General features: G+C 34.7%; 18 protein-coding genes. 15 read left to right on the forward strand and 3 right to left on the reverse strand.

Going from position 1 to position 14,358, the window contains the following annotated elements; genetic code table 11:
* Positions 1-80: 80 nt before the first annotated feature.
* The 8 genes from MHH96_RS16285 (at position 81) to MHH96_RS16320 (ending at position 5,001) form a co-directional block, all read left to right on the forward strand.
* The gene (locus MHH96_RS16285) at positions 81-548 is read left to right on the forward strand and encodes a DJ-1/PfpI family protein (RefSeq protein WP_053215552.1); all 468 of its coding nucleotides are present in this window, start codon (positions 81-83) and stop codon (positions 546-548) included.
* 100 nt (positions 549-648) lie between these two features.
* Entirely contained in the window at positions 649-1,248 is a 600-nt protein-coding gene (locus tag MHH96_RS16290; protein ID WP_047940219.1) for a DUF2441 domain-containing protein, read from the forward strand.
* 167 nt (positions 1,249-1,415) lie between these two features.
* Positions 1,416-1,607 carry a DUF6366 family protein gene (locus tag MHH96_RS16295; RefSeq protein ID WP_047940220.1) on the forward strand — a complete coding sequence of 64 codons (192 nt, stop codon included), beginning with the start codon at positions 1,416-1,418 and terminating at the stop codon, positions 1,605-1,607.
* Between the two features lie 120 nt (positions 1,608-1,727).
* Entirely contained in the window at positions 1,728-2,183 is a 456-nt protein-coding gene (locus tag MHH96_RS16300; RefSeq protein ID WP_047940221.1) for a GNAT family N-acetyltransferase, read from the forward strand.
* A gap of 636 nt (positions 2,184-2,819) precedes the next feature.
* Positions 2,820-3,287 (forward strand): hypothetical protein, encoded by a 468-nt coding sequence (locus MHH96_RS16305; RefSeq protein WP_047940223.1) that lies wholly within the window; start codon positions 2,820-2,822, stop codon positions 3,285-3,287.
* Positions 3,288-3,400: 113 nt separating this feature from the next.
* A complete protein-coding gene (locus tag MHH96_RS16310) occupies positions 3,401-3,568 on the forward strand; it encodes a hypothetical protein (RefSeq protein ID WP_047940224.1) in 168 nt (55 codons plus the stop codon).
* A 92-nt stretch (positions 3,569-3,660) separates the two neighbouring features.
* A complete protein-coding gene (locus MHH96_RS16315) occupies positions 3,661-4,131 on the forward strand; it encodes a GNAT family N-acetyltransferase (protein WP_047940225.1) in 471 nt (156 codons plus the stop codon).
* Between the two features lie 102 nt (positions 4,132-4,233).
* Positions 4,234-5,001 (forward strand): GNAT family N-acetyltransferase, encoded by a 768-nt coding sequence (locus MHH96_RS16320; RefSeq protein WP_047940226.1) that lies wholly within the window; start codon positions 4,234-4,236, stop codon positions 4,999-5,001.
* Between the two features lie 108 nt (positions 5,002-5,109).
* Here MHH96_RS16320 and MHH96_RS16325 read toward each other — a convergent pair whose 3' ends face one another.
* From MHH96_RS16325 to MHH96_RS16335, 3 genes are all read right to left on the reverse strand, one after another.
* The gene (locus tag MHH96_RS16325; protein ID WP_047940227.1) at positions 5,110-5,886 is read right to left on the reverse strand and encodes a class I SAM-dependent methyltransferase; all 777 of its coding nucleotides are present in this window, start codon (positions 5,884-5,886) and stop codon (positions 5,110-5,112) included.
* Between the two features lie 260 nt (positions 5,887-6,146).
* Entirely contained in the window at positions 6,147-6,926 is a 780-nt protein-coding gene (locus MHH96_RS16330) for a DUF7683 domain-containing protein (protein ID WP_053215553.1), read from the reverse strand.
* A 210-nt stretch (positions 6,927-7,136) separates the two neighbouring features.
* Positions 7,137-7,286 carry a hypothetical protein gene (locus MHH96_RS16335; RefSeq protein WP_156485457.1) on the reverse strand — a complete coding sequence of 50 codons (150 nt, stop codon included), beginning with the start codon at positions 7,284-7,286 and terminating at the stop codon, positions 7,137-7,139.
* 158 nt (positions 7,287-7,444) lie between these two features.
* Here MHH96_RS16335 and MHH96_RS16340 point away from each other — a divergent pair, with 158 nt between their 5' ends.
* From MHH96_RS16340 to MHH96_RS16370, 7 genes are all read left to right on the forward strand, one after another.
* The gene (locus MHH96_RS16340) at positions 7,445-7,702 is read left to right on the forward strand and encodes a hypothetical protein (RefSeq protein WP_047940228.1); all 258 of its coding nucleotides are present in this window, start codon (positions 7,445-7,447) and stop codon (positions 7,700-7,702) included.
* Positions 7,703-7,990: 288 nt separating this feature from the next.
* Entirely contained in the window at positions 7,991-8,362 is a 372-nt protein-coding gene (locus MHH96_RS16345; RefSeq protein WP_047940229.1) for a GntR family transcriptional regulator, read from the forward strand.
* A 5-nt stretch (positions 8,363-8,367) separates the two neighbouring features.
* Complete coding sequence (locus MHH96_RS16350; RefSeq protein ID WP_047940230.1) at positions 8,368-9,234, forward strand: ABC transporter ATP-binding protein; 867 nt, start codon at positions 8,368-8,370, stop codon at positions 9,232-9,234.
* Positions 9,227-9,832, forward strand: coding sequence for an ABC-2 transporter permease (locus MHH96_RS16355; RefSeq protein ID WP_025908694.1), 606 nt, complete (start codon positions 9,227-9,229; stop codon positions 9,830-9,832). The genes MHH96_RS16350 and MHH96_RS16355 overlap by 8 nt, the downstream gene beginning before the upstream one ends.
* 396 nt (positions 9,833-10,228) lie before the next feature.
* Positions 10,229-11,983 (forward strand): sigma-54-dependent Fis family transcriptional regulator, encoded by a 1,755-nt coding sequence (locus tag MHH96_RS16360; RefSeq protein ID WP_047940231.1) that lies wholly within the window; start codon positions 10,229-10,231, stop codon positions 11,981-11,983.
* A 349-nt stretch (positions 11,984-12,332) separates the two neighbouring features.
* On the forward strand, positions 12,333-13,298 hold the full coding sequence (locus MHH96_RS16365; protein ID WP_047940232.1) for a thiamine pyrophosphate-dependent dehydrogenase E1 component subunit alpha: 966 nt from the start codon (positions 12,333-12,335) through the stop codon (positions 13,296-13,298).
* A gap of 23 nt (positions 13,299-13,321) precedes the next feature.
* On the forward strand, positions 13,322-14,353 hold the full coding sequence (locus MHH96_RS16370) for an alpha-ketoacid dehydrogenase subunit beta (RefSeq protein WP_047940233.1): 1,032 nt from the start codon (positions 13,322-13,324) through the stop codon (positions 14,351-14,353).
* Positions 14,354-14,358 lie beyond the last annotated feature (5 nt).

The raw sequence follows: 14,358 nt of genomic DNA on the forward strand, positions 1-14,358 counted from the left end.
TGCCGGTCCTGCGGAGGTTTTCTCGTTAACAACTGAAAGTAAAGCAGAAAAAGGGTTAACTCTTTATAAAAAGAAAGCTAATGCCAACGAGACCTTTTGAAGTATATATGATTTCGGAATCAGGGAAGACAATAAAAACACATATTGGGACAAAAGTGACACCGGATTATAGTATAAATGATAGTCCAACATTTGATATATTGCTTGTTCCTGGTGGCCCATTAAGAGCAATACAATCAATTAGCAAGAATAAAAAGATTATTGAATGGATTAAGAGTCAGAAAAGTATAGAGTATATATGTTCTGTTAGTACCGGTGCCTATTTATTAGGAGAAGCTGGCTTATTAGCTGGAAAGAAGGTGACAACTCATCACCTAGCATTAAAATTGCTCCAGGATAAGTATCCAGATACACATGGGATATCTCAGGAAAAAGTTGTCCATGATGTCAACATTATTTCATGTGGTGGAGTGTCTTCTGGAATCAATATGGGATTATATCTTGTCGAGCAATTATTAGGAGACTCGTTGCAAAAAAAGAATTGCTAGAACGATTGAATTTACAAGATGAACTTTTCAATAAATATATAGATTTCAATTCAATATTTATAGTAAATCGTTCCATTTTATATATACAGGAGAGGAAAGAATGAAAGAGTTTACTGCTTATCATCTAGTTACTAATCAAAGAATGTCTCGTGGACAGGTTATTCACTTTGAAGAAAAAAAGATGAACACATTATATCGCTTTTTTTTGGAAAAGGAACACCTTAATACACAGGGCGAAGATTATATGGAGATTTTAGATAATCATTATACAGATGAAGGTTTGCACTTAAATAAAGAGAACGCCGATGTGGTTGTTCAGTATGCAGGGCACACCATGAGAGCAATTAGAGAAGTAATAGCAGAAATGGTGAGACTCCAGGATTTCCCCAATCATCCGTCTAGATTATCCTGTCTGTATGCTGCGAAAAGCTATGAGGATGTCTTAAAATGGAAAGCACTTTTTGATTCCTATAAGCGCAAAGTATTACAAATTGTGAAACTTCATGTGTCTGGAAATTATTTTGAAGGAGACGGAGAGCTTCTGCCTAATTTAGAGGCTGTTCCTTTCCATAAAAAAATGGAACAAGCGCGGGAGTATTGGAAGGGGAATGTAAAAAATGAACTTCCAGAGCTTTTGATAAATGGAAGAATAGAAGTAATGGAGATTATTCATGAATATTTAGATGAAAGTAAGTCGTAAAAATTTGATAGAAGAATGTTTTAGAAACCTTCGTGGACGGCAAACGTATTATGGAAAAATAAAGAGGGTTTCATAAAGGTAAAATGTATTGTTTGCAAAAAATACATTACCATCTATTAATGGCATATTCTTATTGTTTATTTGTTAGTTTTATAGGAGGGCTTGAAATGAAAAAAGAAAAAGATGCTCCTGAAATAAGAAGGGAAAAAATGCGACAAGAAGAATTGAAACATCCATCTAGTAGTATGCACGGCAGCAATCTTGCTGATTTAGTGGGCGGGTTAGGGTGGAAAGGTACTGGAATACTCATCCTTATCATAATTGTGGGGATAATCATTTATGCTGCCTTCTTTCAATAAGGCTCTCCCACACATATAATGGGAGACCGCACTTTTCTATATTAGTTAAGAAAATATAATAATGAAAGCTGGAATCAGTCGTAAGAAAAGAAACTTGAGCGAAAAGGGGGAGTATTAACAGTGATTAATTTAACTTTAATGAATGCAGATGAATATCAAAGATATCTGTCTAGTGCGATTAAAACGTATGCGGAAGAAAAGGTTATCGCAGGAAATTGGAAAGAAGAAGAGGCGCTTAAGAAAGCAGAGGAGGAATATACAAGACTTTTGCCACAAGGCGAGAAGACAGAGAAGAATTTTTTATACACCATTCGAAGGGATGACGAGGCAGTTGGCGTTATATGGCTTGCGCAAAAGTCTGAAGAACTAGGGTTTATTTATGACATTTATATACTAGAAAAATACCAAGGGCAAGGCTATGCTAAGGAGGCTTTAAAGGGTATAGAAAGTGTTGGCCAGAAACTAGGATTGAAAAAAATAGGTCTCCATGTTTTTGGCCATAATAAAGTAGCTAGAGGATTATATGAAAAATTAGGATATGAGACTACAAATGTATTGATGGAAAAAGACATTTAATATAAATCCATGGATGGAAGGAGTTAATGGATTCATGTCCTGAACAGGCTGTGAATAATAAGGGTTTAGAAAGAAGTAAGATGCTTGGTAAGCTATTTATAAATGATTTGAAATAGCTTACTATTATACATAGTTTTACTATATACATAGATTATCTTTGTACTATTGTAAAGTTTAATAGATTTAATAAATAGAATTCAGAGGAAGGAGAGAATGGAAAGAATTGAAGTATTCTGTCATAGGATTAATTTTTCAATTAATATTTATTTTCACAATAACTATCTTTAATCCAATTCGAGTTTATGTAATGAATCAATACTCCGTTTATCCTGTAGCATTATTTGAGTTGCTTTTAGGAGTTATAAGTCTAATTTGTGCATTAGTGGGGCTAATAAAGAAAGAGGTTAATGGTCTTTCACTCTTTGTTTTCCTTTTCAGTTTACTAATCTGTTTTTATTTTGTATTTGTATATCTATTAGGAGAAGCAGGGAATCCACCTGAGATTCCCTGGTTGTATAAAAAGTAAAAAAATGTATAAGTTAGTTTTCTTAAAAAATATTTTTTGCAGGACCAAAATTGTTTCTTAAAAAGTTAATGAGTGTAATAAGAGGAAATTAAAGAGGAGAGATGTTTTTTATGAAATTTTTACGAGATGATAATTGGGATAATGACGGGTATTGTGAATATTTAAAATCTATCCAGCATGTCTTTGATTCGTATACGGGCGAATTCCTTGTGACAAATTCATTCCATGATGGAAGGTTTAAAAAAATGGAGTTAATCAATCATTGTGAAGGAGATATAGATGAAACAAAGGATGATCCAACATCAATTAGAGTGGTCATAGAGCACTGGAATGGTTCTATATATGAATTGGTTTGGGATAAAGTGAAAAGATTTTACTTTGATTATGATATTACACGAAATATTGTCGTTAATACAAAGGAAATAGTGGATAATGGAAGAAGTGGGATTGATGATTGGGGTTATGACGAAATTTTAATAACAGAAGATAAGATGTTTTCACATGAAATAGAGCTGCTTTCAAAAACACGGATGTTTATCATCTGTAGACAGTTTCAAATCAAACCATATTCGGCATAATTAATTCAAAGTGCTAGACAAAGTTATAAAATTGATACATAGAAAAACTTTAATTAAAAGAAGTCAGGAACTTTAAGCTATAGTTATTAAATATGTAGTTTTGGAGGGGAACTATGATTAAAGTAAAACCCCAATGTTCTAATTGCGGTAAACATATTGAAAGAAATGAAGTAGTTTTTGTCAAAATGCGCTATCCAGAGCGAAAAGGGATGACCGAAATAAAGGCTTTTATCCAAAATGAAGAGAAATTAATTTGTGAAGCTTGCTTTAATACTAAGTAATCTTAACAAAAGACAAATGTAATGGGATTGGGTGTTTTTCGTCATTACCGTTATAGAATCATTAATTTTTTAATAATTAGGAGACTTAAATAATGTATGAAACTAGATGGGCAACTTATAACGAACTGAGTATTGTGGCAGAATGCTGGTATCAAATGGCTTGTGAAATGGGAGAAATAGACAGTATTCCAAAACCAAGTCTTCAGCGGCTGGAAGAAGTGAAAAATCTATTTCGGAAAGAATTTAAATTAGGAAATTTAATGTTTCAAGTTGCTTTAGACAGTGATGAAAAGATTGTTGCTTGTGCTGGAGGGTTAATTAGAACAGAGTATGCTTTTCCACTAGCGGAAGAACAAAGTCTCTTTGGGTGGATCATAGCTGTATATACGGTGGAAAACCACCGTAAGAATGGGTTAGCTTCTCAATTAGTTGAGGAAATATGTTTATGGCTAAAACAAAAAGGGGCTAAACGAGCAAGGTTATGGTCCAGTTCATCTGGCCGATCTGTTTATGAACAGCTTGGGTTCCATAATATGATGGATTTAGCAAAACCTCTTTCTTAAATGAAAGAAATGATAGGAAGGAAGATATAGATTTCACATATGATTAAAGAATTCATCATTATGATGACATAGAGATAATTATTTTGCAAAAGGTGTTGTAATATGATTAAGGTACCAATAGATCAGTATTCTATAATAAAAAAAGAGATTAGGGAAGCTCCAACATTTGCCCATAGTATATTAGATTTCATGATAGAGGGGACTGTATATAGTGACTGTACGAATTATCATTCATTGCTTTTTCAAACAGCTTCAGGCTTGTTTTTTGTGACAGGTTGTCCTTCGAACGAGCTATTTATGGAGCATTTAATTGATATTTTTGAGAAAACAGTTTTAAAGGGTAATAGATTTACGTTATTTTCCAATGGAATCGTATGGGAGCAGGCAATAGAGAAGTTTCTAAATAAGCGAGTAAGAAGAATCGACCGTATTGCTTATTCCTTTGATTTAAAAACATATAGTAATAGGACAACAATAGCTAGTCCGTATGATGTTTATCGAATTAATTCTTGCTTAATTGAAAATAGTTTAGAATTCAATGAAAGATATTATGAGGAGTATTGGGATTCTAAAGAGAATTTTCTTCAAAACGGAATTGGTTTTTGTGTGAAAGATAAAAATCGGATAATTGGGGAAGCAGTTTCTATTTTTAAATCTAATAACTATGCAGAAATAGATATAATAACAGACCCAGCGTACAGAGAAAAAGGGGTTGCAAGTCTTGTTTCGCAACGATTTATCGATTATTGTCTTTCTATCAATATTCAGCCGCGATGGGATTGTGATGTTGATAATCGTGCGTCCGTAAATTTAGCTAATAAATTTGGGTTTATCAATCCTAAAAAATACGCTATTTATATAAAAGCATAGTTGTGAAAATAATATCTCTACACCTAATAGAGAGAAGATTAGAAGGACTTTGGCAGCCAGCTATTCAAAGAGAGCGAGGAAAACTTACTGTCTCCTCGCTAGGCTCTATTATTCTTTTACGCCAATTACTCGAATCCTTTTATAGTCAGCCATCCATTTTCCATCAATATATAAAGTATCCTTTACATTTTTTTCAGCCTTCGCAATAATTTCGTTCTTAGCTTCTGATGGAATATCATGAAACAGTTGGCTTCCAAACATGTCAATCCAATTTCTTAAGCCATTTTCCCCAATTAAGGGAGTTGGTCGATCAAAGTGTTGTGCAAAGGTAACCCGGAATCCGACTTTTTCCATTAAATTTGAGTACTCCCCGACACTTGGGTAAAACCAAGGGAAATGCTCTGCGCCGAACGGAAATCCTGCTTGCTTTATTTGCTGTATCACTTCATTTGTTATTGTTTGAACATTGCCTTTTCCGCCAAATTCAGCTACAAATCTTCCACCTTGTTTTAAACATTGGTAGATACCTTTTAATGCTTGGATAGGAGGGTGTACCCAATGGAGAGTAGCATTAGAGAATACAGCATCGAATTCATTTAGATAATCCAAGCTTGTAGCATCTTGAACCATAAAAGGTAGACTAGGGTATTTATTAAGGGCTTGGTTTATCATATTTTCCGATTTGTCGATACCTAATATTTCTACACCATATTTGTGGATGGTATTCGTTAAATCACCTGTCCCACAGCCAAGGTCAAGAATTTTTTCGCCTTGCTTTGGAGCTAATAGCTCGACTAAATTATTACCGAATTTTGAAACAAAAGAATGTTTATTATCATATAAATCTGCATTCCAATTATCGGATTCACTTTGATAGCTTCCCATTTTCCCCACTCTCCTTATGTATATATTTGTAAGTAGAATTATAATGGAAAAAAAGGATAAAGGGAATTATAAAAAAAGTATTTAACACGAACTGTTATGAATAGAGAAGCTAATATGGATGTGCTTTTTATGATGTTTTTCCAAGTTAAAAATGACGCTGGATTTATTATAGAATAACGGAGCCTGAAAAGGAGAAGAAATTATAAGAAAAGAAGCAGCCATTAAAAAGAGGAAAACAATAAATTCCTCTTTCTAATGGCTTAATAGCCAGCCCAAAGGCTATAGGCATATTTGTTTATGTCCATGTTGTGTTGCAAATGTTTTTGGAAAAAATCCAATTGGCCTTCGTTAATAGCAAAAGTTCCAATAACGGGATGTTCGCTTGATAAATTAAAAAGGCTTCGATACTCATCAAGTGGGATAGCTGGAAGTTGTTCTTCTCCTGCAATTATCATGGAGGGATCGTCGATTTCATACCATTGTACTTGCCTGATCGTTTCTTCCTCGGAAAAATAGTAAGGGGATTGAAATGTCTCAACAAAAAGTCCGTTACTTGTCGCATAATCGATAGCAGATGGGCAATTAACGTAAGAACCTATGTACATATAGTAATCCCATCCAAAATGCACAAAGAATTTATCTTTAGCATATAACTGACATCCAAGGAAATTTCGCAAAACCATTTTGCAAATAAGGCGAATTTCCTTCCTCTCTACACGCATGTCTTCTTGCAGTACTAACTGATCAAATGCATCTTCATATAAGGAAGCGGTCAAGTCCTCTTCTGAGATTCCCTGTTTTGTTGCGTTTAAAATTCTTAATGAATGAACCCCGCTTTCTTCCAAGAATTTCATAACAGCCTCAACATAAGCATTCTCGACTTGAAGATATTCATCTAAAGTGAATTTTTTACCGTTAATGATCTCTCCAATCTGGGTAGGGGAAGTCCATTCCTCCGTTAAAGTAAAATAGCCATTTTCATCCCGAAACGCTGGATTGTATTTTGTCACACGCCACTGAAATTTTATGTGATTAGTCATACTGCACCTCCTCAACTAATTCTTATAATAACAGTAAAGCCAATAAAAGTTATTTATTAGTTACTAATATATAGCCTTTTCTAAAAAGGAATAAACAGTAGGAAAGGAAATAACTCTTCCTTTAACAGCAAAAAGACAGACCATACTTTGTTAGTTGGTCTGTCATTTAGATATAATTTATTTTTCTGTAAAAAAAGAAACTTCCCTATCCTATTTCTGTTCCTTGCTGGTTTTAGCTGCTTCTCTATTTGGAACAGACTGAGGCGAATGATGTTTTTCACTTCCACCATTTGGCGGCCCATATGTATGAGCATCATCCGTAATTTTGGCACCTTCTAGAAAATTATCCTTAGTTTTCATGTATTTCACCTCCGTTTATAGTATGTGTCTTGTCTAAAATATTATTTATATGTGAGGAATCCACTTAGTACTAACAGGGGTTTATTCTCTTTTTGAGTGAAACTAATTCCATTCTGCATCGTACTAAAAGATAACAAGTGGAAGACAGGAGCGTGATTATGGTGGAGCAAATTTTATCAGTTGTATTTGTAATTATTCTTGTTTTTTCTATAATTAGTGTGATTAAACAAAGAAAAAAAGCAGGTGTAACTGGATTTAAAAGTGTGTTAACACCAATTTGCTTTTTTCTTATAAGTATAAACTGCTTATTAGCTATTTGGTTTAAGTATGGGGGACTGGCTGTTTGGCTCATTAATGGTGTTTTGTTATTACTGGCAGCTTATTTCACAAAATATTTGCCGAAAACTAAAAATTGAACGGGAAGGTTCGGTAATCAAAAGCAAACAATTTCTTACAAAGAGCTTATGTTGATAATCTAATGATCGCATAAGCTCTTTTTTTCCTTTATTCACTTAGATAACAAGAAAATTCATTTTTGGATTAGCCTAAATGTAGGTGTTTAAAAATTCGTTAATTCTTAGTAAGTGGCCATATAACATAAATAATGTAAATGGCGGTTGCACTATAAGGTGATTTTGTATATAATGTATATATAGTATATATACATTATATTAAGTATGAAAGATAAAAAAAGAGGGATAAGCATGCAAATAATTATTTCGAACAGTTCAAAGGAGCCGATTTATGAACAAATTACCAATCAAATTAAATCGTCTATCTTAGCAGGGGAACTAAAGGAAGGAACAGCGCTGCCTTCCATACGCAACTTAGCTAAAGACTTGCAAATAAGTGTGATTACAACAAAACGAGCATATGAAGAATTAGAGAAAGCTGGTTTTATTTACTCGATTGTTGGTAAAGGATCGTTTGTAGCCGAGCAGAATTTAGATGTAATCAGAGAGAAGAAATTAAAGGTTATTGAAGAACAGCTAAGTGCTGTTATCGCCAATAGTAAAGAAATCGGCTTGCCATATGAGGATTTACTGCAGTTATTCAATATTTTGTATGAGGAGTGAGAAGGATGGAAAATGTGGTGGAGTTAAGGAATGCCACGAAGAAATTCAAGGGTTTTTCTGTTAATAATATAAATTTAGAAGTGAAAAAAGGCTTTATAACGGGTTTTATTGGCGAAAATGGAGCTGGGAAATCAACTACAATTAAGATGATGATGAATTTATTAAAACCAGATGCTGGCCAAGTGAAACTCTTTGGGTTGGATTATCAAACACATGAAAAGGCAATAAAGGAACGGATTGGCTTTGTATATGATGGTAATGTATTTTTTGAAGGGCTGAACTTAATCGATATAAAACGCATTGTGGGACCTGCATACAAACAATGGGATGATAAATTATTTTATCATTATGTAGAAAAATTTGAGTTACCACAAAAAAAGGCTATTAAGACTTTTTCAAAAGGAATGCAGATGAAAGCATCTTTAGCAATAGCTTTATCCCATCATGCCGAATTAATCATTATGGACGAACCTACAGCAGGCTTGGATCCTATCTTTAGGAGAGAACTGTTGAATCTGTTACAAGAGTTAATGGTCGATGGTAATCGAACTTTGTTTTTCTCCACTCATATTACAACTGATTTAGATCGTATTGCCGATTATATTGCCTTCATACAAAGAGGAGAATTGATTTTTAATCAATCAATACTAGATATCGCAGAGAACTATGCAGTTGTTAAGGGAGGACTAGATTTACTGGATAGAGACACAGAAAAAAGCTTTGTTCATCTAAATCGTGGTCCGACGGGGTTTGTGGCATTAACAGATAATCGAAAAGAAGTGGATCAGGTATTTGGTGATAGTGTTGTGATCGAACATGCGACATTAGAAGATATTATGTACTACACAAAAGGAGGAATGCAATATGTTTAATTTAATAAGACGTGATGCAATCCTTCAGAAAAGGCAACTCTTAGTATTTATCCCTTTTATCGTATTTTTTATTGTGATGAATATAGACTCTGTTTTCATTTTTCTCGTCGCTAGTATTTTTATCCCGTTTAATGCATATGCATATGATGAAAAAGCAGAGACAAATATATTATTAAATTCCTTACCTTATACACGAAAGGAAATCATTGCATCACGCTATATTGGAGCAGTTGTGTATATGTTAGCGTCTATTCTACTGACAAGTGCAGCCTTGTTTCTTTTTAATAAACCATTTACACTTACAGATATTGCCGTTGGGAGTGGTTTTTTCTTGCTGTTTGCTGCTTTCACCTTTCCATTGTTCTATATGCTTAAGCCTGGCTATATTACAACAGTTGTTATTATCAGTTTTCTTGTTTTATCAGCCATAGGGCCTAGAGTCGTTACCTTTCTAGCGGAACATTTAACCAGTATAACAGATTTTATTATCAATTTATCCCTTCCAACTTTATATACAGGAGCGACCATTTTTATTCTTGTTGTCTATTTAGCCTCATGGGGAGTTGCGACAGTGATTTACCAGCGAAAAGTATTTTAATATAAATATCTTTAATATCCAACAAAAGATGTAGGTACAGAATGAAAAACTGGAGAAGACAGTAAGTAAAAGAGAAGTTATCCATCAGTGGGGGAAACGAAAGTCTCCATTGATGGGAACTTTCTCTCTTTTTTTTAATATAGATTGCTCTATACATACAAGCTGATGTTCTGCAAGGTTCCAAAACTTGTGGATTAGAAGCTTGAAAGGAAATTACGTTTTAATAACAATTGGCCCAGAGATCATTCTTAAAATAAGAATATTTTTTTGTAACAAATCCCTTTTTTAATGTAAATAAGTTACAAAGAGTAAGAACGGAAACCTTTTACTAAAAAAGTACTCCTGTTATAATACAAATAAAGATTCGATGTAATAACGAGAATAAGGGGGATACTAATGACTGGTAAAGTAGATACAAAGGAAGTGTGGACACGATTTATTCAAGAAGGATCTTTAGAACCAGCAAATTTAACTCCAGAGATTGAAGAATCTTGGCATCTTTGCCGGCAAAAAGGCTTAAACCCACATGATGGCATAACTGATTGTATCTTGACCCCAGAGGAATTCGAAGAAAGATTGGCAGAAAATGAATTATTAATTACTTTAGCTAAGCAAAATGTTAAGCGTTTACAAAAATTTTTACGAGGCTGGCGTTTTGTCATTATTTTAACAGATAAAGATGGGTACATATTATATAAAGAAGGGGAAAATTCTATTAGCATTGCAGCAGAAACGATCCGATTTAAAGAAGGAGCAAAATGGGGAGAAATAGAAGTGGGAACTAATGCAATTGGTCTCGCGGCAAGATATAAAAAACCCATGATGGTTAGAGGGTATGAACATTTTTCGAAAGCATCTCAACAATGGAATTGTTCTGCCGCGCCAATTTTTAACCAGCATAAAGAAATGATAGGAGTTTTGAATGTATCTAGTCTCTATCAATCTATTAACCAGCCATATGTGTTAGCATGTGTTAAGCTTATTGCTGATTCCATTTCACTAGATTGGAAAAAAAAGATGCACGAGGATATGGAGTTTTTGCTGCGAACAACTTTCCAAAGCAGTGGACAATACATTGTTTGTACCATTGATAAATACATTTGTGCCCTTCCAAAAAATCTTCAGCAAAAATATCAAAATTGGATTGGCACATCATTAAGTCGATTCGCGCAAGAGACTGGTGCAGTATCTGCCGTACATATTCCGATTATGCACCACCATCGACTCATTGGATATCGAATACCTCTCCGTGCGGAAACAAGCTTTGTTTGGAATGGAAGTAGAGGTTTAAGCAAAAGTTACAAACAAGTGCTGGAATCTATTAAAAATGTCGCCCCCACGGATACTACGGTACATTTAGTAGGAGAAACTGGTGTTGGCAAAAAGTTTCTTGCTAGTTGTATTCATGAAAATAGCCCAAAGTCAACGGCCCCTTTTTATAAATTACACTGTTCGATGCTTACTAAGGATATTCTTCAAAGGTTTCTTTCTACAGATCTGCAGCGTTTGACTAAGAAAAGGCATCAAGTGGTCGAGGAAGCAACGATTTTTTTGGAAGAGATTGGAGAACTTTCGATTTCCTCCCAGCAAATGCTTTTAACCATCTTACAGGAAAAGGAAAGACAACATCACAAATCCTATCGTTTTATCACATCTTCCACGAAAGATATCCGTGATCTAGTAGAGCAAGGGATAATAGATCAAGATTTATTCTACTATATTTATGCCTATCCCATCTATCTTACTCCTTTGCGTGAACGAAACGAAGATATACTTGCTCTGATTGATTACTATTGTGACAAGAACAATTGGCATCCAGAGTGGAGAATAAATTGGAAATTACTATTTTCAAAGGGACAATGGTATGGAAATGTGCGAGAATTATATAATACTCTAGATCGATGCAGAATTTTATATAAAGAGGATGCGCCAACTGAAGAACAGTTGTATGAGCAAGTAATGATCGCAGAAAAACATATGCAAAAATCGTACCATAGAAAGGATCCGAAGACTAAATTTGAAATTCAGGCAATTACAAACGCTCTAAAAAAACACCATGGAAATGTGTCAGAAGCAACAAAAGAACTAAATATGTCTCGTGCGACTCTTTATAGAAAAATAAAAAAATATCAAATAAAAAATTTTTTATAAATGTTCACATTCTCAGTTTGGAAGATAGTGAGACAAAAATGAGACAAATTTATATGATTGGAGAATAAATAAGACAACCGAAATGGTGGTCTTGCACATTCTCCAATCTTTTTTTTGTTTAATAATAATTAGTTTTCTTCAAAGAAATTATTGCTTAAGAAAGTATGCGTCTTTTTTTAATAAAATGATGGTGAGAAAAGTGAGAAATAATGAGAAAGTCTGTCTCGTTTCAATCGATGACAAAGGTTAGAAATGTTGATTTATCAATGTTTTAAGCGCTTTCAAAAATAGAAAATATGTTGTATCATCGAAGTGTGTTAATACTGGAATATAGAATGGAGGAAAGAAAATGAAGAAAGAAACTGCTTATTGGGCCTATACGAAAATGAATGAAATTAGGAAGTTTGAAGATCAAGTTCATAAGATTTTTTCAACAGGGGCAATCCCAGGTTTTGTTCACTTATATGCAGGAGAAGAAGCGATTGCTGTAGGTGTATGTGCACATTTAACGAATAAAGATTATATAACGAGTACACATAGAGGTCATGGTCATTGTCTGGCTAAAGGCTGTGACTTAAATAGTATGATGGCAGAGATTTTTGGAAAAGAAACAGGGATATGCAAAGGAAAAGGAGGTTCTATGCATATTGCTGACCTTGACGTTGGCATGTTAGGGGCTAATGGCATTGTCGGTGGAGGATTTCCGCTTGCAGCTGGTGCGGCTTTAACAGCCTATGTAGAGGGAACAGACAGCGTAACTGTCTGCTTTTCTGGAGATGGTTCCAATAATCATGGAACATTTCATGAAGCAATTAACATCGCTTCAATCTTAAAGCTGCCTGTTGTTTTTGTAGTAGAAAATAACGGTTTCGGAGAAGCCACTCCATATCATTATTCTACTTCCTGTAAACAAATTATTGATCGTGCACCAGGCTATAGTATTCCAGGAGTAAGAGTAGATGGAAAAGACTTAGTAGCTGTTTATAATGCAGCTAAAGATGCAGTGGAACGAGCCAGAAATGGAGAAGGTCCTACTCTTATTGAAGCGGTTACGTATCGAAATTATGGTCACTTTGAAGGAGATGCACAAAAATATAAATCAGAAACAGATCGTGAGAAGTGGCCAGTAGATGAAGATTGTATTGAAATCTTTAAAGCATATGCTTTTGCCAATGATTTGTTAACGGAAACAGAAGTGGAACAAATTGAGAACGAAGTGGAAAAGGCAGTGGACAATGCAGTAGAATTTGCAAAAAATAGTAAACAGCCTGACCCATCCATGTTACTAGAAGATGTGTATGTCAACTACAAATAATAAAAGAATGAGGTGAAGGAAGAATGGGAAGAAAGATTACATTTTCACAAGCTATCAATGAAGCAATGGATATTGCCATGGAGAGAGATAATAAAGTTATCTTAATGGGAGAAGATGTTGCAGGTGGTGCGACCGTTGACCACTTACAAGACGAAGAAGCATGGGGCGGCGTTTTTGGTGTTACCAAGGGATTAGCAAATAAATATGGCCGTAAACGAGTTATCGATATGCCGATTGCAGAAGCGGGATATATGGGAGCAGCTGTAGCAGCAGCAGTTACCGGATTACGTCCGATTTCAGAGTTAATGTTTAACGACTTTATTGGAAGCTGTTTAGATGAAGTGCTTAATCAGGGAGCGAAAATGCGTTATATGTTTGGCGGAAAAGCAAGAGTGCCTTTAACCATTCGTACAAACCATGGCGCAGGAGCGAGTGCGGCCGCACAGCATTCCCAGACTTTATATGGAATGTTTACCGCAATCCCAGGTTTGAAGGTAGTTGTGCCATCTAATCCGTATGATGCAAAAGGTTTATTACTTTCTGCAATTGAAGACGATGATTTAGTTGTATTTTTTGAAGATAAAACCCTGTATAGCATGAAAGAGGAAGTTCCGGAGGGATACTATACCATTCCGCTTGGTAAAGCAGAAGTGAAGAGAGTGGGAACTGATCTTACCATTGTGGCAATCGGAAAAATGGTCCATGTTGCGATGGAAGCAGCTGATAGATTAGCGAGTAAAGGAGTGGAAGTGGAAGTAATCGATCCTCGTTCATTATCTCCACTTGAAGAAGAACCAATTTTGGAGTCTGTCGAAAAAACAGGAAGGCTAATTATTGTAGATGAAGCAAATCCACGCTGTAGTGTAGCAGCCGATATCGCAGCACTTGTCGCTAATAAAGGGTTTGATTATTTAGATGCTCCAATTAAAACAATAACGGCCCCACATACTCCTGTTCCATTTGCAACTAATTTAGAGCAATTATATATACCAAACGCAGAAAAAGTTATCAATACGGCATACGAATTAATTAATGAATTAACTTTAGCTCGATAAGTGGA

This window comes from Niallia sp. FSL K6-0212, from assembly GCF_038007605.1.
GTDB lineage: Bacteria > Bacillota > Bacilli > Bacillales > Cytobacillaceae > Niallia > Niallia circulans.